Source organism: Phenylobacterium sp. (assembly GCF_037138395.1).
GTDB lineage: Bacteria > Pseudomonadota > Alphaproteobacteria > Caulobacterales > Caulobacteraceae > Phenylobacterium.
In genome coordinates this window covers 1-19,575 of sequence record NZ_JBAXIM010000007.1, presented here as the reverse complement: position 1 = coordinate 19,575, position 19,575 = coordinate 1, and the positions used below count along the sequence as shown (strand labels likewise).

The window sequence follows — 19,575 nt, the reverse complement described above, 5'->3', positions numbered from 1 at the left end:
CGAATCAGCGACATCCGCAGATTCGGATTTTGTTCTATACTAGGGATAGTATCAGAATGCCCGTTAACCACAATTGAAAATCGATGTTCGTCCACAGGGTTCTGACGCGTCCGGCCCAGGGTCGCAGATGAGTCCCGCCACCGGTCTTCCCAGCCTTGACCTTCCTTGTGCGCTTGGCCTATATCGCCGCTCCCTCGGCGGCCCAACGGTCTCCGTGCCTTTTTCTGTCGGGATGAGAAACCCATGTCGCGCCGCTGCGAGCTCACTGGTATCGGTCCGATGATCGGCCATAATGTGAGCCACTCGAACGTTAAGACCAAGCGCCGCTTTCTGCCGGCCCTAGCCCCTGTGACCCTCCAGTCGGAGTTGCTCGGCCAGAACTTCAAACTGCGCATCACCAATGCGGCGCTCCGCACCCTGGACTTCCGGGGTGGCCTTGACGCTTTTCTCGTCAAGGCCCGGGATGAGGACCTGTCCCCCCGCGCCCTGAAGATCAAGCGCCAGCTGAAGGCCAAGCTTGCGGACAAGGTCGCCGCCTGAGGCGAGGAATTATGATCGGGTTTGAAGGGGCCGTCCTCAGGGGCGGCCCTTTTCGTTTCTGGCTGTCCCAGCCTGGGAGGATGAGTTGCCTCTCCGGATCGCGGGCGTCGGGCTCTGCCGGAGGCCTCAGGGCTTCCAGTCGAAGGCCAGGAGCAGGGTCCGCTGCTCGGTCGAGAAGTTGTCGTCCGAAACCAGCAGGAATCGCAGGGCCCCGTCCTTCCCCGGAAGGACGTCGAAACCCTCGAAATTGTCGACCAGCAGGGGCCTGGCGAGCTCGAGGCGGTCAATCTCGCTCCCGTCAGCCTTCCTCAGGATGAGGGCGATGCGCGAGCCACGCAGGGGATCCCAGGCGCGGATCATGTAGGCCAGGCCGCCGCCGGGAAGTGGGGTCACGGCCACCAGGCCGAACTCGAAGGGCTTTGGCAGGACGCCCAGGGACCGGCACGGGGTCCGGAGGGTGCAGGTCCAAAGCTCGCCGGATTCCTCGCCGCCGACCAGCCAGGCGTCTTGGCCCCGGGCCGGGTCCGCCGCAAGGGCCTCCATGCCCGCATTCGGGGCGAAGGCCGCGTCCGGGCTGTTCACCTGCCGTGGCGGGCGGCCATCGGCGGGATAGAGCAGGATCCGGTGCCTCTGCTCCAGGCTCACCAGTCGATCGCCGTTCCTGAGGAGGGCGAGCCCCTCGGCGTCAGCTTCCAACTTTCCCCCGAGGGGTCCGCCGGCGGGACCCGCCAGGGGTGTGATCCGGGTCCGGTCGAGGCCGGCCAGGCGTCCGGCGGCGTCCAGCCGCAGGCGGGCCTCGAAGAGATCACCCTCGTCGCTTACCGCCGCGATCCGGCCATCGCCCAGGGACCGGAGGTCTGAAAGGCCGTGGAGGCGACTGCTGTCCGAGGCGGTCAAGGCGAGGCCACCGGCATAGTGGAAGTGCCCGAAGTCGGTCCGGTCCGGGCGGGAGGGATCTGCAGCCACCGGCGTGGCGGTCACCATCACCCAGGGTCCGGCCTGGACTTGGCCAGCCTGGACTGGGCTGGCCTGGACTGGGCCGGCCGTCGGAGAGGTCGTATCGGCGCAGGCTGAAGCGAGCAGGGCGAGGCCGGCGATCAGGAGGCCCCGGGCGGAAGGCCCGCCCATCACAGGACCGCCTTCCGGACTTCCTTGAAGGTCGACCGACGCGCAGGGCCATCCGGGCCCTGGGTATGCGGCGGCGGCGCCAGCAGGCCAGCGGTCTTCCGGTTCATCTTGCGGGGCTCCTCGTCGAAGAGTCCCGCCAGCTGGTCGACGATGGCGCCCGCCAGTTGCTCCGCATCGACGATGGTCACAGCCCGGCGGTAGTAGCGCGTCACGTCATGGCCGATGCCGATGGCGATCAGCTGCACGGGACTCTTGCCCTCGATCTCGGCGATCACCTCCCGCAGGTGCTTTTCGAGATAGTGGCCGGAATTCACTGACAGGGTGGAGTCGTCTACAGGCGCCCCGTCCGAGATCACCATCAGGATCCGGCGGGCTTCCGACCGCCCGATCAGGCGCTGGTGGGCCCACATCAGGGCCTCGCCGTCGATGTTCTCCTTGAGGAGTCCCTCGCGCATCATCAGCCCAAGATTGCGGCGGGCCCGCCGCCAGGGGGCGTCCGCGGCCTTGTAGATAATGTGGCGCAGGTCGTTCAGACGCCCCGGGGCTGCAGGCTTCCCGGCCTTCAGCCAGTCCTCCCGCGAGGTCCCGCCCTTCCAGGCCCGGGTGGTGAAGCCAAGCACCTCGGTCTTGACGCCGCAGCGCTCCAGCGTCCGGGCAAGGATGTCGGCGCACACGGCGGCGACCATGATCGGCCGTCCCCGCATGGAGCCGGAGTTATCGATGAGGATGCTGACCACCGTGTCGCGGAACTCCGTGTCCTTTTCCTCCTTGAACGCCAGGGAGGCGGTGGGATCGACGATCACCCGGGTCAGCCGGGCGACGTCCAGCAGCCCCTCTTCAAGGTCGAAGCTCCACGACCGGTTCTGCTGGGCCATCAGCTTGCGCTGGAGCTTGTTCGCCAGACGCGAAACCACGCTCGACAGGCTCGCCAGTTGCTGGTCGAGATAGGCTCTCAGCCGGGTCAGCTCCTCAGCCTCGCAAAGCTCCTCCGCCGCCACCACCTCGTCGTGGGCCGTGGTGAAGACCCGGTAGGTCGGGACCTTGCCCTCGCCCTTCATCTCCGGTCGGGCAGGCTGGTCGCCCTCGCCCATCTCGGGCGGCTCGTCCATGTCCTCGGCGTTGGGATCCTCCATCGCCTCGGTCATCTGGCTGTCGGCGTCCTCGCTTTCGCGGTGGGTGCTTTCGCCATCGTCGAGGGAGGTCTGTTGGGGGGACTGGGCCTCGCCTTCGCCTTCCTCCCCCTGTTCGCTGGACTCCGACTCCCCCTCGTCGCCGTCTTCCTCCTGCTGGTCGGCCGGGTCCGGGGCGTCGCTCAGGTCGTCGCCCATGGACAGGTCGCGCAGGAGGCTCCGGGCCAGGCGTCCGAAGGCCCTCTGGTCGCCCAGCACCTCGCCGAGCTTTTCGAGGGTCTCGCCCCCGCGGGCTTCGATCTCGGACCGGTACATGTCCACCAGCGGCCGGGCATTGGCCGGGGGCTCCACCCCGGTCAGGCGCTCGCGCACCAGCAGGGACAGGATGTCGGCCATGGGCGGGGCGGTCTGCGCTTCCACAGGATTGAAGGGGCGCCGCGCCCAGGCGGCGTCATGCAGGGCCCTGAGGTTGGCCTTGACGCCATCCAGGGCGTTGGCCCCGACCGCCTCGATGCGGGCCTGCTCCAGCGCATCGAAGACCGGCTGGCCCTCGGCGGAGGCCGGGCGGGTGCGGGCATGGATGGCTGGGTCATGCTGCGACATCCGCAGGGCCATCTGGTCAGCCATGCCCCGGATACGGGCAGCGTCTTCGGGTGTCAGGTCCCGGGGCGGGTGCGGCAGGACCGCGCGGTCTCCCTGAACCCCCGGCGCCTCGCCCGAATAGACGATCTCCAGATCAGGATTCTGGGCAAGCGAGCGCACCGCGTTCGCCAGGGCGCGCTTGAAGGGTTCGATGGGACTTTCCGGATTCCGGGACATGTCGTCCGCTCAGACCTTCCTCAGGGTTTCCGGCCCGCCCATGCCCGCGACTGTTCGCCGACCAGGTTGACGAGATCGCCCATCACCAGGTTGACGTCGATCAGGTGCAGGCCCCAGGCGGCGTTCACCTGCCCGCCGGCGACCACGTCGCCGCGGATGTCGTCCAGCCGGGGATCCGCTGGATCCGCCCTTACCGTGACCTCAAGCCAGTTCAGGCCGTCGCGGGACACGCAGGCGCCGGTCAGGAGACCGGGAACCTTGACGAAGGGCGTCTCGATCCGGGCCCCGCCCTTCACCCATCCCGCGGGATCCTGGCTGTTTGCGGCCGTGGCGAGGTAGGCGTCGAGGGGAGCCGGGCCCCCGCCAAGGGCTGCCGGGTTCGTGCAGGCGGCGACTCGCTCCGTCCCGGTTCCCCGGGGGCGGCCGAAAAGCGTTCCGGCGGGAGGCGGGATATTGGATCGGAAGGTCGCGAAGGCCACCACGCACCCGGTCTGGCTGGCGGCCGTGCAGGTGGGAATGGACTTCAAAAGGCCGGTGGTCTTGCCGGGGTCCACGGGCAGGTTGGTTCCCGCCAGAATGGCCGACACCAGGAGCTTCTGCTCGGGCTTGCCGTCGATCTCACTGGCCAGGAGCCGGGTCAGGATCCCCGAGCCCTGGGAATGCCCGATCAGTATGACCCCGCGGCCCTTGTTCTCAGTCTTCAGGTAGTGCCGCCAGGCGTCGACCACGTCGGTATAGCCGGTGTCCGGACGTGGGGCATTGGCCGCAGCTCCGCCGGGGAGTGGCTGGCCCGTCATCGAAGCGCGCAGTGCCGTGAGGGTGAACTGGCGGTAGAGGGGCGCAAAGACCCGGCACCGGGAGGCGAAGCGAGCGAGTTGCTGCTCGACAACCCGGCGCTCCTCGTCGTTGGCCGTCATGTCCGACAGGATGGAGGGATCGTTGGAGACCGTCGGATAGACGTAGAAGCAGTCGACGGGTGCCTTGGGGTTCGCCGCCCAGGTCTCCCGCGTCGTCCGGCCATCGGCCGTAATGACGGTCGCGGTATTGTCCGAGGCGCAGGCGTCCTTGCGGCCGGGCAGGCACAACCAAGTCTCGGAACGGCTGTAGTCGATCTTCTGTAGAACCGCAGGTGTCGCAGGGGTCTGGGCCTCGGCCGCCCCGGCGAGGGAGAGCAGGAGCGAGGCGGCGAGGGCGGTCAGGACGGGACGGATCATGGCGGTCTCCTGGATCAGCCGGCGGCCTCCGGGTCGGGACGCCCGCCGGTATCAGCTGAGGCGGGGGCGGGCAGTGCTTTCGGGAAGGTCCTGGCCGAAGGCGCGCTGGAAGAACTCGGCGACCGTGCCGCGCTCGAGCTCGTCGCACTTGTTCAGGAAGGTCATGCGGAAAGACAGGCCCAGGTCGCCGTCAAAGATCTCGGCATTCTGCGCCCAGGTGATCACCGTCCGGGGGCTCATCACCGTCGAGATGTCGCCGTTGATGAAGGCGCTGCGGGTCATGTCGGCAACGCGGACCATGGCCGCCACCTGGCGACGGCCCTCGGTGTTGTCGTAGGACGGGCACTTGGCCACGACGATGTCCGCTTCGACGTCGTGTGCGAGGTAGTTCAGCGTGGTGACGATGGACCAGCGGTCCATCTGCCCCTGATTGATCTGCTGGGTGCCATGATAGAGACCGGTGGTGTCTCCCAGGCCGATGGTATTGGTCGTCGCGAACAGCCGGAAATAGGGATTGGGCCGTATGACGCGGTTCTGGTCCAGCAGGGTCAGCTTGCCCTGTGCCTCCAGGACCCGCTGGATCACGAACATCACGTCCGGACGGCCGGCGTCGTATTCGTCGAAAACAAGGGCGATGGGCCTCTGGATCGCCCAGGGGAGCATGCCCTCGCGGAATTCGGTGATCTGCTTGCCATCCTTCAAGACGATGGCGTCCTTGCCGACAAGGTCGATCCGAGAGACGTGACTGTCGAGGTTCACCCGGACCAGTGGCCAGTTCAGGTGCGCCGCCACCTGCTCGATGTGGGTCGACTTTCCGGTGCCGTGATAGCCCTGCACCATCACCCGGCGGTCGTGGGCAAACCCGGCGCAGATGGCCTTGGTGGTCTCCGGATCAAACCGGTAGGCGGGGTCCAGGTCAGGCACGTGCGAGTCGCGCGTGCTGAAGGCGGGAACCTTCATGTCGGAATCGACCCCAAAGGCCTCGCGAAGGGAGACGGTGTGGTCGGGGACATGCGTCAGGAGCGTATCGTCCTGGGTATCGGCGAGAGAAGTCATGGCCGGGATCGATTACAGGCTTACGCGACGGATGCAAACCGGTGTTTCATGCAGACTTGATCCCCTGACGAAGATGGGGGCGGGGAGGACGATATGAGCGAATCCGCTGGCGGTCAGATCGCTGTTGCCCCCGAAGCCTCCGGCTTCGGAGCCCGGATCACCGGACTTGATCTTGCTGCGCCCCTGGCGCCTGACGAGATCGCCGGGGTTAAGGCGGCCTGGGCGAGGCATTCCGTGGTCTGCTTTCCGGGCCAGCCCCTGGACCTGGACGCCCTGGAGGCCTTTACGCTCCAGATCGGTCCCTTCGGTCAGGACCCCTACATCACGCCCATGCCCGGTCGGCCGAACGTGCTTGAGCTGAGGCGGCTACCTGACGAAAAGGCCTCCAATTTCGGTGCGGGCTGGCATTCAGACTGGAGCTTTCTGGAAACCCCCCCGGCGGCCACCCTCCTGCGGGCCCAGACCATCCCGCCGGTCGGCGGCGACACCCTGTTCGTGGACGCCAGCCGTGCCTGGGATGCCCTTTCCGACGCCATGAAGTCGGTCCTGTCACCCCTCCAGGCGGTCCATTCTGCCCGTCAGAGCTATGGTACCAAGGGGGTCTTCGCCCGCGATACCGAGGCTCGGACCATGAAGATCATCGTCTCCGAGGCGGCGGACGGCAGCCTGACCCACCCGCTTGTCCGGACCCATCCTGTGACCGGCCGAAAGGCCCTGTATGTCAGCCCGGTCTACACCGTGGGGATCGAAGGCTTTACGCTCGAGGAATCCAAGGCCCTGCTGGGCTTCCTCTTCGCTCACCTGACCCAGGACGAATTCGTCTATCGGCACAGGTGGACCGAAGGCGACCTTTTGATGTGGGACAACCGCTGTACCATGCACTTCGCCGAAGGCGGGTACGACGGGTATCTCAGGCTCATGCACCGGACGACGGTACAGGGGGAAGTCCCGGTCTGACGTCGGGAGGGATTGGAAGGCGGTCAGGCCATCTTGGCCTTGCGGAGCACTTGGTAGGCCCGGATGGTTCGCTGCAGCTTGGTCTCCGCCGACCGGTCCCCGCCATTGGCATCGGGGTGGCAGAGCTTCACGAGCTCGGTATACCGGACCCGAATCCGGGCGGCGTCCGCATCCTCGTCAAGGTCGAGCTCCGCAAGGGCGGTACGCTCGATCTTGCCCAGACGGCGGCCCGGGGCGGTCGCAGGCGGGACCGCCCCGCCGCCCTTGCCAAAGAGGTCGAAGGGGTCGCGGTAACCGGTACCAGACGCAAAACCGCGAGAAGCTGCGGCGGCCTCGCGTGAGTTCTTGCCTGCCTTGAAGTCCCAGGTCGGACGGTCGCCGAGGGCGCTACGCTCCATCCGCAGCCGGATCTCGGCGTCGCTCATTCCTGCGAAGAAGTTCCAGTTGCGATTGTAGTCCGCCGCGTGCGGTTGGCAGAACCAGTAGTGCTCTTGCAGCATGTCCCGGCTCTTGGGTGCCCGCGCAGTGGCCGCAGTCCGGCAGCCCGGGTGGTCGCAGGCGCGTTCCCCCGGCTTCAGCGAATTAACGTCATCGCGCGCATCATCCTCCGGGCCCGGCGGACGGACCCGGATGTCGATGAAGCGGGGACGGTATTGAAACGCGGCGGCCATCAGCCAAGTATGAGGAGGTTGAGACAGGTTTCAAGATTCGAAGGGTGGGCATGGGAAGGATCACTGAGACGTTGCGGAAAAAGCTCAGCGCGGCCTTCGCGCCGGAAATGCTGGAGATCCAGGACGACTCCGCCCGCCATGCCGGTCATTCCGGAGCCGGGCCGGACGGAGAAAGCCACTTTAATATCACGCTCTGCGCCGGGGCCTTCGCAGGCCATACCCGGGTGTCCCGGCAAAGGATGGTGTATAAGGTCCTCGCCGAGGAACTCGCCGGCCCGGTCCATGCCCTGTCGTTGACAGCGCTTGCGCCCGGCGAGGGCCGGTAACAGTCTGTAGCGTCTGAGCGGGGGGAATGAATTGCGCACCGAAATCCGGGTGAACGGGGTCGACCACGCCGTCGATGTCGATACGAGAACAAGCCTGCTGGACTTCCTTCGCGAGCAGCTGGACCTCAAGGGTTCCAAGAAGGGCTGCGACCACGGGCAGTGCGGCGCCTGCACGGTCCTGGTGAACGGTGTCCGGATTAACGCCTGCCTCTCCCTCGCGGTCATGCACGATGGTGACCATGTCACCACCATTGAGGGCCTGGCGTCTGGCGAGGCCCTGCATCCCCTTCAGCAGGCCTTCCTGACCGAGGATGCCTTCCAGTGCGGCTACTGCACGCCGGGCCAGATCTGTTCGGCGGTGGGCCTGATGGCCGAGATCGCCGCCGGCCAGCCCAGTGATGCGACGGCGGACCTGAATGCAAAGGTCGTCCTGACGGACGCCGAGATCCGGGAACGGATGAGCGGAAACATCTGTCGGTGCTCGGCCTATCCGCAGATCCTCGCCGCTGTTCGGCGGGCAGCAGGAGTGGCCGCATGAAGCCCTTCGCCTTCGAACGCGCCCGAAACGTCGATCACGCCCTAAGCCTTGCCGCCGCCGCACCCGGTGCCCGGTTCCTCGCCGGCGGCACCAACCTGCTTGACCTGATGAAGCTTGAGATCGAGCAGCCTGACACCCTGATCGACGTCGGGCGCCTTCCCCTTGCGGACATCAGTGAGACCGCCGGAGGCGGACTGCGCATCGGTGCCCTGGCCACCAACACCTTTGTGGCTTCCGATCCCCGGGTCCGGAGCCGGTATCCGGTTCTGGCCCGCGCCATCCTTTCGGGAGCCTCTGTCCAGCTGCGCAACAAGGCTTCGATGGGCGGAAACCTGATGCAGAGGACCCGGTGCACCTACTTCATGGATCCGGCCAAGCCCTGCAACAAGCGGCTACCCGGATCTGGATGCAGCGCCATGGGCGGCCTCTCCCAGGCCACCGCCCTGTTCGGCGCCAGCGAGTTCTGCGCGGCGGTCAGCGCGTCGGATATGAGCGTGGCCCTTGCCGTCCTCGATGCCGAGGTCGAGACGGTCCGCGCCGACGGCTCCGTCCGCCGCCGCCCCGTCGAGACCCTGCATCGGCTTCCGGGCGATGCGCCCCAGGTCGACACGGACCTCGCTCCGGACGAGCTGATCCTGGCGGTGGAGCTCCCGCCGCCGCCCTCCGGAAGCCAGGTCTGGCGCAAGGTCCGCGCCCGCGCCTCCTATATCGGTGCCCTCGCCAGCATCGCTGTCGCGGGAGACCGCGTCGCCCTTGGCGCTGTCGCCGCCCGGCCCTGGCGTGCTCGGGCCACGGAAGCGGCCCTCGCGGGTGGAGCGGCACCACGGGAAGCCGCGGAGGCAGAGCTGGTCTCCGCCTCGGGCCAAGACGGTCGCAAGTCCCTGGTCCGGCGCCTGGCGACCGACGCCATTCAGGAATCCCTCAAAGGAGGCCGGTCATGAGCACCGTTCGAGACTGGGCGGTGCCCAATCCCATCACCGAGAACCGGTCCGGCCTGATCGGCAAGCCCGTGGATCGCTACGAGGGCCGGCTGAAGGTCACCGGGACAGCGCCCTTTGCCTTTGAGGTCGAGACCCCCTCGACGCCCCTTTACGGCCACATCGTCTCCGCGACCATCGCGCGCGGCCGAATCACCGCAATCGACCTGTCCCAGGCCGCCTCATCCCCAGGTGTGGTCCTGGTCTGGAGCCACATCAACGTCCCGGTCCAGGCACAGCGGGGGGCCAAGCTCAATCCGCGCAGCCAGCGGGGATCCAACCCAGCCCTGGGGTCCGACAGGGTCGAGCACTACGGCCAGTCTGTCGCCTTCATCCTGGCCGATACGCCGGAAAACGCCAGAGCAGCCGAGGCCCGGATCCGGATTTCCTACGAAGGGTCCGACGCAGACCTCGACTTCGGGTCCTTCATCGACGCCGCTGGACCTGTCCCAGGCGAGGAGGATGCGCGCATTGGTGACTTCGAGGCGGGGTACTCCGCCTCCGCGGTCACGGTCGACGCCACCTGGTTCAGCCCCCTGCAGAACCACGCCCAGATGGAGCCCTGCGCCACCACGGCCTGGTGGGAAGGGGACAAGGTGGTGGTCCACACCTCCATCCAGATGGTCAAGGGCGGCCAGCACGCCCTGGCCGAGACCCTCGGCATTCCCTCGGACCGGGTGCGCTTGCTTACCCGCTACATCGGCGGTGGCTTCGGCGGGAAGGGGCAGTCCTACGACGATCTCACCCTGGCCGCCCTCGCCGCGCGGGAGAGCGGGCGCCCCGTGCGTGTCGCCTACACCCGGCGGCAGATGTTCCAGGCGACCGTCCACCGCCCCGCCGTGCAGATGCGGGTCCGGCTGGGTGCCGACGGGACGGGTCGGCTCAACGCCATGGCGCTGGAGGCCGTCACCCACTGCGCCCGAAATTCGACCTTCGTGGAGCATGCCGCCGCGTTCGCCCGGAACCTTTACGCCGCCCCTCACCGCCTGACGGGGCATCGCCTGGTCCGTCTCGACATTCCGCACGCCGGCGCCATGCGGGCGCCGGGAGAGGCCCCGGGCATGCTGTCCCTGGAATGCGCCATGGACGAGCTGGCCGACCGGCTGGGCATGGATCCCATCGCCCTGCGCATCCGTAATGAACCCGAGGTGGATCCGGACAACGCCAAGCCCTTCTCTATCCGGCAGCTGGTCCGCTGCATGCAGGAGGGCGCCCAACAGTTCGGCTGGGACCGCCGCAACCCCACCCCCGGCGCCGTCCGTGACGGCCGCTGGTATGTGGGCATGGGAATGGCCACGGCGATCCGTGGCAACTTTCTCCTGCCGGCCAAGGCCGGCCTGCGCCTGACCGGCGACGGCCTGGCCACCCTGACCCAGGGCATGACCGACATCGGCACCGGCACCTACACCATCCTGGCGCAGATCACCGGCGAGACCCTCGGCCTGCCCCTCGACCAGGTGCGGGTCGAGCTCGGCGATTCCGACATGCCCCCGGCGCCCGGATCCGGGGGCCAGTTCGGGGCCGCCACGGCCGGTTCGGCCGCCTTTGAGACCGGCATGGTCATGCGCCGACGGCTGGCAGAATTGGCCACCGGCGATCCGCAATCGCCCCTCTACGGCGAGGACCCATCCCTCATGGACTTCGCCAACGGCAACATCGTGCTGGGCAACCGAAGCGAGAGCCTTGCGGCCCTGGCGTCCCGCGCGGGCCCTGAAGGGATTTACGTCGAAGGTAGTATCTCCCCGGCGGCAGATGCCCGCGACTGGTCCCAGCACACCTACGGCGCCCAGTTCGCCGAGGTTGGCGTGGACTCCGTTACGGGCGAGGTGCGCCTGAGGCGGATGTTCGGCGTCTTCGCAGCCGGCCGGATCCTCAACGCCAAGCTGGCCAAGAGCCAGATCACCGGCGGGATGATCTGGGGCGTCGGGGCGGCCCTGACAGAGTCCAATGCGGTCGATCCCCGTGACGGTTCCTTCCTGAACCAGGACCTGGGGGGCTATCTGGCACCCGTCCACGCCGACATCGTCAACCTTGACGCCGTCCTGCTGGACGAGGCCGATGACAAGGCCAACCCCATGGGCATAAAGGGCGTCGGCGAACTGGGGATCTGCGGCTCCGGGGCGGCCATCGCCAATGCGGTCTACAATGCCTGCGGCGTGCGGCTCAGGGACTATCCCCTGACGCCGGACAAGGTGCTGGCGGCCCTGGAGGCAAAAGGGCTCTGACGCCTCGGCTCAGGCGGTCTCGGTGCCATCCAGCGGCGCCGAGATCTTCAGGGCCGTGATGCGGTTGCGGACGCGCTTGACCACCTGGAAGCGGTGGCCATGGAAGATGAAGGCCTGGCCGATCTTCGGGATGGTCTGGGCCTCATGGATCACCAGGCCCGCGACCGTGACGGCGGGCTCGTCGGGCAGGCTCCAGTCCATGGCGCGGTTCAGGTCGCGCACCGCCACCGATCCCGAGACCGACACCGACCCGTCCGTCTGCCTGCGCAGGCCCTCGACAGTGTTGTCGTACTCATCCTCGATCTCGCCGACGATCTCCTCGAGGATGTCTTCGAGGGTGACCAGGCCCTGCAGGGCCCCGTATTCGTCCACCACCAGGGCGAAATGGTTCTTCTGCTTCAGGAAGGCGTTCAGCTGGTCCTTGAGGTTGGTGGTGTCCGGGATGAACCAGGGTTCCCGGCGGATCTTGTCCACCGACACCTTCGACATGTCGCCGTCCGCGTTCGAGATGGCCAGCAGCAGGTCCTTGGCGTGCAGGATGCCGACGATGTTCTCCGGGTTGTCCCGGTAGATCGGGATCCGGGTGTGGTCGCTCTTCAGCACCTGGGCTACCACCTCACGGATCGGCAGGCCTGCGTCCACCATGGCGATCGACATGCGGTGCACCATGACCTGGCTGACGTCCATTTCCGACAGGTCAAGCACCCCGCCCAGCATCCGCCGGTCGCGGGCCTCTACCAGGCCTTCGGAGTGGTGGTACTCCACGGCCCCTCGAATCTCCTCGTGCGCGGCCAGGACGTCCATCTCCATGTCCAGCTTGACGCCGAACAGGCCGAGGGTGCGCCGGACGAACCACTGGATGGCCCAGATAATCGGGCCGAAGACCTTCACCACGATTAGGGTGGGGCCCGACAGGAAGCGGGCGACGTCGTCCGAGCGAAGGATGGCGAGGGTCTTGGGCAGGACTTCCGAGAAGACGAGTACCAGGACGGTCATGATGCCGGTGGCCGCCGCCACGCCCCAGGCACCCGGTATGGCCTGGGTCAGAAACTCAGTCGTCAAGGCCGAGGCGAGGATGTTGATCAGGTTATTCCCCAGCAGGACCGCACCGATCATGGTCTCCTGGTCGGAGATCAGCCGGTTCACCCGCCCGGCGGCGCGGTCGCCTTCGCGCTCGAGTTGGTGCATCCGTGTCCGGCTGGCGCCGGTCAGGGCGGTTTCGGCGGCCGAGAACACAGCTGAGATGGCCAGGAGCCCGAAGATCACCGGGGTAAGCGCCAGGATAACGCCCCACATCAGACAGCTCCCTCCGAGATCAGGAATGCCCGCATTTCGGCGGGATCGACGTCCCGGGCGACGAAGGCGTCTCCCGGGCTCCGGGCCAGGATGAAGGTCAGCCGCCCGCCCTCAGCCTTCTTGTCCTGAGCCATGTGGCGCAGGAGGGCATCAGCGGCGAAGCGGCGCCCACCAAGGTCAGAGAGGCGGGCAGGAAGGCCGGCGGCGGCCACGGCGGCGACGGCCTTTTTAGCGTCCTCCGCCCCGCAGAATCCGGCCGCGGCCGAGTAGCGAAAGGCCATGGCCGATCCCAGGCCCACCGCCTCGCCGTGCAGCAGGGCCTCGCCATAGCCGGTCTCCGCTTCCAGGGCGTGACCGAAGGTGTGACCGAGATTCAGCAGGGCCCGGCGCCCCGCCTCACGCTCGTCGGCGATGACGATCTCGGCCTTCATCTCTACGGACCGTTCTACGGCGTGGGCCAGGGCGGCCGGCTCGCGGGCCAGCACGGCGCTGCCCTGGGCCTGGAGCCAGGCAAAGAAGTCCGCGTCCCCGAGAAGGCCGTACTTCAGGACCTCGGCATAGCCGGCGCGCATCTCGCGGTCGGGCAGGGTGCCCAGCACGTCCAGGTCCGCCAGCACCAGACGGGGCTGGTGGAAGGCACCGACAAGGTTCTTGCCACGCGGCGTGTCGATGGCGGTCTTGCCCCCGACGGAGGAGTCCACCTGGGCCAGCAGGGTGGTGGGGATTTGGACGAAGTCCGCACCGCGCTTGTAGACAGCGGCCGCGAAGCCGGCGAGGTCGCCGATCACGCCGCCCCCGAAGGCGACGATCAGGTCGCCCCGGTCCAGTTCCAGCGCCAGCAGGGCGTCGCACAGGCCCTCCAGGCCTGCAAAGCTCTTGGTCTGCTCTCCCGGGGGCAGGACGATCGGATGCGCCTTCAGCCCGGCCCGTTCAAGGGCGGCGGTCAGGCGGGCACCGTGCAGGCCCCAGACGGTCGCGTCCGAGACCACGGCGACCCGGTCGCGACGGACGAAGGGGCGAAGGCGCGCACCGGCCTCGTCCACCAGGCCGGGACCGATCAGGACCTCATAGGCGCGTTCGCCCAGGTCGACGGGAACCGAGCGGATCATGCGGCGGACCGCGCCTGCCAGTCGGTGAGGGCCCTCACCACCTGATCGACCGACACCTGGTGCGCCGTGTCGCCGGTCTCCACGGTGATGTCGGCCTGGGCGTAGGCCGGATAGCGCACGGCTGCCTGTTCGGTGAGGACGGCCATGGGGTCCTTGCCGGTCAGCAGGGGGCGGCTTTCCTTGCGGGCGACCCTCTTGGCCAGGATGGGCAGATCGGCCTTCAGCCAGACCGAGACGGACCTCGTCTTTATAAGCTCCCGGGTCTCGGCATTCATGAAGGCACCGCCCCCGGTCGCCAGGACGATAGGGGGTCCCTCCAGCAGACGGGCGATGACGCGCCTCTCTCCATCCCGGAAGGCCGGCTCTCCCAGCTGGTCGAAGATTTCGGGAATCGAGCGTCCAGCGGCCGTCTCCACCTCATCATCCGCGTCGCGGAAGGGCAGGTCGAGGACCTGGGCGAGGCGCTTGCCTACGCTGGACTTGCCAGAACCCATCAGCCCCACAAGGGTGATGGTCCGAGCGCGCAGGGGTTCAGAAGGATCCATGGGCGCGGGGAGCCATACACCAACCGGCGGGGTCGCGCCACTTTGCGATGCAATTGACCCGCCCCGGCGTTAGGCTTGGTCACGATCGGGCGGGGCGTTTGGCCCCCGGGTGGGGATCATGAGCGGCGAGGGCTGGGCGGAGGCCTTTCTGGAGATGATGTCCGTCGAGCGGGCGGCGGCGGCCAATACCCTGCGCGCCTATGGCCGGGACCTGGCGGATGCGGGCAGCTTCCTGGCCTCCCGGGGCCTGACCCTGGCCTCGGCCCAGGCCCCGGACGTCGAGGCCTATTTCGCCGAACTCGGCCGGCGGGGCCTGTCCCCGGCGACGGCCTCCAGGCGGCGGGCGGCCCTGCGCCAGTTCTATCGATTCGTACTGGGCGAGGGCTGGCGTGGGGACGATCCCTCCCGGCGGGTCGATGCGCCCCGGCGCGGCCGCCCCCTGCCCAGGGTCCTGAGCCGCCAGGAGGCCGCTGCCCTGATCACAGCCGCGGGCGCCCGGGACGAGGTGAAGGGCCTGCGCCTCGCCTGCATGATCGAGCTGGCCTATGCTGGCGGCCTTCGAGTGTCTGAGCTCACCAGCCTGACCCTTGCCGCCCTGGTCAGGGACCCTGAATTCCTGATGGTCCTGGGCAAGGGTGGCAAGGAGCGACTCGCCCCCCTGAACACCGCCGCCCGCGCCGCTGTCCGGGCCTGGCTTGGGGTGAGGGCCCGAACCCTGCCCCGGGGCGAAGTGGCCAATCCCTGGCTCTTCCCGTCCGGCGGAAGGGGTGGCCGCCTGACCCCGCGACGCTTCGCCCAGCTGCTGGGCGAGGCCGCGGTCACGGCGGGCATCGATCCCGAGCGGGTCTCGCCCCACGTCCTGAGGCACGCCTTTGCCACCCACCTGCTGGAGGGCGGCGCTGACCTCAGGGTGGTCCAGACCCTGCTCGGCCATGCGGACATCGCCACCACCCAGATCTACACCCACGTCGCCAGTGAGCGGCTGAGGGAAGTGGTTTCCGACGCCCACCCGCTTTCGGCGACCCGGAAGGGCCGGCGCGAATCCGGCTTTTCCTGAACCGGTCCACCCACTAGGCTCGCCCCAGCGTAACAGGACGGGATTTCCGCCGCATGGCTGTTCACTATCTTGAGTTCGAGCGCCCGATTGCCGACCTCGAGGCCAAGATTGACGAGTTGTCCCGCCTGGCGGAGACCGCCGGCACGGATGACATGAACCCCGAGATCGACGCCCTGCGCGACCGCGCAAGGCAGATGCGCAAGGACGCCTACGCCAACCTCGACGCCTGGCAGAAGACCCAGGTCGCCCGGCATCCTGGGCGCCCCCATTTCGTGGACTACTGCGCGGGCCTGATCGACGAGTTTGTCGAGATGAAGGGCGACCGGAAGTTCGCCGACGACCAGGCGATCATGGGCGGTATCGGCCAGTTCCGCGGCCGGCCCGTCCTGGTCATCGGCCATGAGAAGGGCCGCGACACCGTCACCCGCGTGAAGCACAATTTTGGCTACGCCCGGCCCGAGGGCTATCGAAAGGCCGTCCGCCTGATGGAGCTGGCCGAGCGTTTCAACCTGCCAGTGATCAGCTTCGTCGATACCCCGGCCGCCTATCCGGGCCTGGGGTCCGAGGAGCGCGGCGTCGCCGAGGCCATCGCCCGGTCCACTGAGAAGTGCCTGATGCTGAAGGTGCCCATGGTCGCCATCGTCACGGGCGAAGGCGGCTCGGGCGGTGCCCTGGGTATTGCCTGCGGCAACCGGGTATTGATCCTCGAGCACGCCATCTATTCGGTCATCCCTCCCGAGGGGGCCAACTCGATTCTCTGGCGGGGCGCGCGCACCGCCGAGGAGGCGGCAAAGGCGATGAAGATCACCGCCGCCGACCTGCTGAAGATGAAGATCGTCGACAGAATCGTGCCCGAGCCGCCTGGGGGCGCCCACGCGGATCCGGCGGCGGCCCTCCAGATCGTCGGTGACGCCCTCGAGAAGGAACTCGACTCCCTGGAGGGTAAGAGCGCGGAGCGGCTGCTGAAGCAGAGGGCCGAGCGCTTCTACGCCATTGGCCGGAGCGGCCTGAAGTAGGTCCGATTGCCCCTTGCCTGACCCTGGATCCGCAGGTTCATTGTGCCTCCAAATGGCGAAAGCCAAAACGCCAAAGGGAGGACATCATGGCGATCAAGACGCGTTTCACCGAGCTTGTCGGTGTGGAGCACCCTGTCGTTCAGGGCGGCATGCAGTGGGTCGGCCGGGCCGAGCTCGTCGCCGCCGTAGCCAACGCCGGAGGCCTGGGCTTCATCACCGCCCTGACCCAGCCCACCCCCGACGCCCTGCGCGCCGAGATCGAGCGCTGCCGCAAGCTGACGGACAAGCCCTTCGGCGTAAACCTCACCATCCTGCCGGCAATCAACCCGCCACCCTACGCCGAGTACCGCAAGGCCATCATCGAGAGCGGCGTCAAGGTCGTCGAGACCGCCGGTAACAAGCCCCAGGAACATGTCGATGACTTCAAGGCCAACGGCGTCATCGTCGTCCACAAGTGCACCAGTGTCCGCCACGCCCTGTCCGCCGAGCGCATGGGCGTCGACGCCATCTCCATCGACGGCTTCGAGTGCGCTGGCCACCCGGGCGAGGATGACGTGCCCGGACTAATCCTGATCCCCGCTGCCGCCGACAAGGTGAAGGTGCCGATGATCGCCTCGGGCGGCTTTGGCGACGCCCGCGGCCTGGTGGCCGCCCTGGCCCTGGGCGCCGAGGGCATCAACATGGGCACCCGCTTCATGTGCACTCAGGAAAGCCCCATCCACGAGAACGTGAAGCGGCAGATCGTCGAGAATGACGAGCGCGCCACGGACCTCATCTTCCGCACCATGCACAACACCTCGCGGGTGGCGCGCAACGACATCAGCCGCCGGGTAGTGGAGCTGGAGCGCTCGGGTGCCAAGTTCGAGGATGTTCGTGAACTGGTGGCCGGGACCCGCGGCCGGGTGGTCTACGAGACCGGCGATCCCGACCACGGCATCTGGTCAGCGGGCCAGGTCCAGGGCCTGATCTACGACATCCCGACCTGCGCCGAGCTCATCTCGCGCATCGTCACCGAGGCCGAGGCCATCATCCGGGGACGCCTGGCCCGCTTCGTGGTCTGAGCCTCAGGCGATCCGGCGGAGGGCGGCGGCGATTTCGTCCACCGCCTCAGTCGTGGTCGCCCAAGAGCACATGAAGCGCACGGTCCCGTCCAGGAACCTGTAGACGAACCAGCCCTGGGCCCTGAGCGCCTCCAGCCGGTCATCGTCCATGTGCACGAAGACCCCGTTGGCCTCGACCGGGTGGGCGAGGGGGAAGGGGCAGGCCGACGCCAGCCGCGCGGCCATGGCGTTGGCGTGCGCCGCCCTGCGGGCCCAGGCGCCGTCGGCCAGCATCCCCAGGAAGGGGGCGGCAAGGAAACGTCCCTTGGAGGCCAGCTGCCCCGACTGCTTGAGGCGGGCGTCAAAGCGTCGGGCCAGCCCGCGATTGAAAATCACGATGGCCTCGCAGGGCGGCATGCCGGACTTGGCGCCTCCCAGGACCAGCAGGTCCACCCCCATCGGGCCGATCGCCCGGACATCGAAGCCAGCAGCGGCAGCGTTGGCCAGCCGGGCACCGTCCAGGTGGACGCCGAGCCCAGCGGCCTTGGCCTGGGCGCAGAGGGCCTCCAGGTCGGCTCCCGGATAGACCGCCCCGTATTCCGTAGCCTGGGTCAGGGACAGGGCGGCGGGGGGCTGTCGGTGCGAAACCTCCGGCTCCGCCAGGGACGCCTCAAGCCCCGCCAGGTCGATCCGGCCCGAGGCCCCCTCCAGTCCGGTCAGCCCAACGCCCTGTCCGAACAGGCCTGGTGCGCCAGTCTCGTCGGTCAGAATATGAGCGTGGCGATGCGCCAGCACAGACTCAAATGGACGCGCCAGGGCCGCCAGGCAGATGGCGTTGGCCGCCGTGCCCGAGGCGACGAAACGGACTTCGACGTCGGAGTCCAGCAGGGCGCGCACCGCATCCGCGGCCGCCGCCGTGACCGGGTCGGCCCCGTAGCCGGGCGTGAAACCGGCTCCATTGGCCCGGACCAGGGCCTCCATCGCCTCCGGCGCGGCGGGCGCCGTATTGTCCGAGGCGAAGTCGTAGCGCGCCATGGCTGGCCTCAGCTCGCTTCGCGGGCCCAGGCCCGGACTTCGTCCACGTAGAGGTCGGGCTCTTCCATGGCGGCGAAGTGTCCGCCCCGGGGCATCTGGCTCCACCGGACGATGTTGTAGGCCCGCTCCGCCCAACTGCGCGGCGGCGCAGAATAGAGGGGCTCGCCCGGGAAGTTGGCGAAGGCCGTCGGGGTCTCGCACTTTTCGCCCGGCTTGAAGGCGACGCCCCCTTCCTCGATCAGGCCGCGATAGTACCAGGCACCGGTCGTGAAGCTGCCGGTCATCACGTAGATCATGATGTTGGTCAGCAGCTGGTCCCGGGAGTAGGCTTGGTCCAGGGTCTTCACCGACAGGTCCGACCAGTCATGGAAACGCTCGGCGATCCAGGCCGCCTGGCCCACGGGATTGCCCGCCGCCATCCAGGCGATGGACTGGGGCCTGGAAGACTGAAGGCGGAAATAGGCGCCCATCAGTTCCATCATCTGCCCCTGGCGGGTGATCCAGGCGATCTCGGCCTCCGAGGTCGGACCGCCATTGGGCCGGAAGCCGATCATGTTGAGGTGGATGGCCCGGGCGCTGTCGCCATGGTTACGACCCAGCCAGGAGGTGACGAGGCCGCCCCAGTCGCCGCCCTGGGCGAGATAGGTGCGATAGCCCAGGACCTCGGTCATCAGCTGGTTGAACAGGGCCGCCGTGGCCTTCTGCCCGACCGGCCGCTTTGGCTTCGACGAGAATCCGAAGCCGGGCAGGGACGGGATGACCAGGTCAAAGGCGTCTGCCGGGTCCCCGCCGAAGCGGCTGGGGAAGGCGAGCTTCTCAATGGCGCCCCAGAACTCGAAGTGCGAGCCCGGCCATCCGTGGGTGATGAGCAGGGGCCGCTTGCCCCCCGCTTCGCC

19 protein-coding genes are annotated in these 19,575 nt (G+C 67.9%); 9 read left to right on the top strand and 10 right to left on the bottom strand.

The genetic code is table 11. From position 1 onward, the window contains the following. The first annotated feature begins 243 nt into the window (after positions 1-243). Positions 244-540: a 50S ribosomal protein L28 gene (rpmB, locus tag WCJ52_RS01065; protein WP_336901434.1), complete on the top strand. Its 297-nt coding sequence runs from the start codon at positions 244-246 to the stop codon at positions 538-540. 126 nt (positions 541-666) lie between these two features. On the opposite strand, the gene WCJ52_RS01060 is transcribed toward rpmB, so the two are convergent. The 4 genes from WCJ52_RS01060 to cobS are packed head-to-tail and all read right to left on the bottom strand — an operon-like array spanning position 667 to position 5,887. Continuing rightward, positions 667-1,668, bottom strand: a complete 1,002-nt coding sequence (locus WCJ52_RS01060) for an esterase-like activity of phytase family protein (protein ID WP_336901433.1) — start codon at positions 1,666-1,668, stop codon at positions 667-669. Then, a complete protein-coding gene (gene cobT, locus WCJ52_RS01055; RefSeq protein WP_336901432.1) occupies positions 1,668-3,617 on the bottom strand; it encodes a cobaltochelatase subunit CobT in 1,950 nt (649 codons plus the stop codon). Before cobT ends, WCJ52_RS01060 begins: the two co-directional genes overlap by 1 nt. A 20-nt stretch (positions 3,618-3,637) precedes the next feature. After that, positions 3,638-4,831, bottom strand: a complete 1,194-nt coding sequence (locus tag WCJ52_RS01050; protein WP_336901431.1) for a DUF3089 domain-containing protein — start codon at positions 4,829-4,831, stop codon at positions 3,638-3,640. 51 nt (positions 4,832-4,882) lie between these two features. Beyond that, positions 4,883-5,887 carry a cobaltochelatase subunit CobS gene (gene cobS, locus WCJ52_RS01045; protein WP_336901430.1) on the bottom strand — a complete coding sequence of 335 codons (1,005 nt, stop codon included), beginning with the start codon at positions 5,885-5,887 and terminating at the stop codon, positions 4,883-4,885. A 93-nt stretch (positions 5,888-5,980) separates the two neighbouring features. Between cobS and WCJ52_RS01040 the strand changes: the two genes are divergently transcribed. Beyond that, positions 5,981-6,844, top strand: a complete 864-nt coding sequence (locus tag WCJ52_RS01040; RefSeq protein ID WP_336901429.1) for a TauD/TfdA family dioxygenase — start codon at positions 5,981-5,983, stop codon at positions 6,842-6,844. Between the two features lie 23 nt (positions 6,845-6,867). On the opposite strand, the gene WCJ52_RS01035 is transcribed toward WCJ52_RS01040, so the two are convergent. Continuing rightward, entirely contained in the window at positions 6,868-7,515 is a 648-nt protein-coding gene (locus WCJ52_RS01035; RefSeq protein ID WP_336901428.1) for a J domain-containing protein, read from the bottom strand. Between the two features lie 50 nt (positions 7,516-7,565). On the opposite strand from WCJ52_RS01035, the gene WCJ52_RS01030 reads away from it, so the two are divergent. Genes WCJ52_RS01030 through WCJ52_RS01015 form a run of 4 tightly spaced genes read left to right on the top strand, consistent with a single transcriptional unit; the run spans position 7,566 to position 11,581 of the window. Further along, positions 7,566-7,841, top strand: a complete 276-nt coding sequence (locus tag WCJ52_RS01030; RefSeq protein WP_336901427.1) for a BolA family protein — start codon at positions 7,566-7,568, stop codon at positions 7,839-7,841. Positions 7,842-7,872: 31 nt separating this feature from the next. Next, positions 7,873-8,379: a 2Fe-2S iron-sulfur cluster-binding protein gene (locus tag WCJ52_RS01025; protein WP_336901426.1), complete on the top strand. Its 507-nt coding sequence runs from the start codon at positions 7,873-7,875 to the stop codon at positions 8,377-8,379. Beyond that, entirely contained in the window at positions 8,376-9,320 is a 945-nt protein-coding gene (locus WCJ52_RS01020) for a xanthine dehydrogenase family protein subunit M (RefSeq protein ID WP_336901425.1), read from the top strand. The genes WCJ52_RS01025 and WCJ52_RS01020 overlap by 4 nt, the downstream gene beginning before the upstream one ends. Further along, entirely contained in the window at positions 9,317-11,581 is a 2,265-nt protein-coding gene (locus tag WCJ52_RS01015; protein WP_336901424.1) for a xanthine dehydrogenase family protein molybdopterin-binding subunit, read from the top strand. The genes WCJ52_RS01020 and WCJ52_RS01015 overlap by 4 nt, the downstream gene beginning before the upstream one ends. Positions 11,582-11,590: 9 nt before the next feature. On the opposite strand, the gene WCJ52_RS01010 is transcribed toward WCJ52_RS01015, so the two are convergent. The 3 genes from WCJ52_RS01010 to WCJ52_RS01000 are packed head-to-tail and all read right to left on the bottom strand — an operon-like array spanning position 11,591 to position 14,531. Further along, positions 11,591-12,877, bottom strand: a complete 1,287-nt coding sequence (locus tag WCJ52_RS01010) for an HlyC/CorC family transporter (protein WP_336901423.1) — start codon at positions 12,875-12,877, stop codon at positions 11,591-11,593. Further along, positions 12,877-13,986, bottom strand: coding sequence for a 3-dehydroquinate synthase (gene aroB, locus WCJ52_RS01005; protein WP_336901422.1), 1,110 nt, complete (start codon positions 13,984-13,986; stop codon positions 12,877-12,879). The genes WCJ52_RS01010 and aroB overlap by 1 nt, the downstream gene beginning before the upstream one ends. Then, a complete protein-coding gene (locus WCJ52_RS01000) occupies positions 13,983-14,531 on the bottom strand; it encodes a shikimate kinase (protein ID WP_336901421.1) in 549 nt (182 codons plus the stop codon). Before WCJ52_RS01000 ends, aroB begins: the two co-directional genes overlap by 4 nt. A gap of 115 nt (positions 14,532-14,646) precedes the next feature. On the opposite strand from WCJ52_RS01000, the gene WCJ52_RS00995 reads away from it, so the two are divergent. The 3 genes from WCJ52_RS00995 (at position 14,647) to WCJ52_RS00985 (ending at position 17,665) form a co-directional block, all read left to right on the top strand. Further along, a complete protein-coding gene (locus WCJ52_RS00995) occupies positions 14,647-15,588 on the top strand; it encodes a tyrosine recombinase (protein WP_336901443.1) in 942 nt (313 codons plus the stop codon). A gap of 53 nt (positions 15,589-15,641) precedes the next feature. Beyond that, a complete protein-coding gene (locus tag WCJ52_RS00990) occupies positions 15,642-16,604 on the top strand; it encodes an acetyl-CoA carboxylase carboxyltransferase subunit alpha (RefSeq protein ID WP_336901420.1) in 963 nt (320 codons plus the stop codon). 86 nt (positions 16,605-16,690) lie between these two features. After that, positions 16,691-17,665: a nitronate monooxygenase family protein gene (locus tag WCJ52_RS00985; RefSeq protein ID WP_336901419.1), complete on the top strand. Its 975-nt coding sequence runs from the start codon at positions 16,691-16,693 to the stop codon at positions 17,663-17,665. Between the two features lie 3 nt (positions 17,666-17,668). Here WCJ52_RS00985 and WCJ52_RS00980 read toward each other — a convergent pair whose 3' ends face one another. Beyond that, on the bottom strand, positions 17,669-18,679 hold the full coding sequence (locus WCJ52_RS00980) for a beta-eliminating lyase-related protein (RefSeq protein ID WP_336901418.1): 1,011 nt from the start codon (positions 18,677-18,679) through the stop codon (positions 17,669-17,671). An 8-nt stretch (positions 18,680-18,687) separates the two neighbouring features. Next, the coding region (locus tag WCJ52_RS00975) for an alpha/beta hydrolase (protein WP_336901417.1) at positions 18,688-19,575 on the bottom strand (888 nt) is incomplete at its 5' end.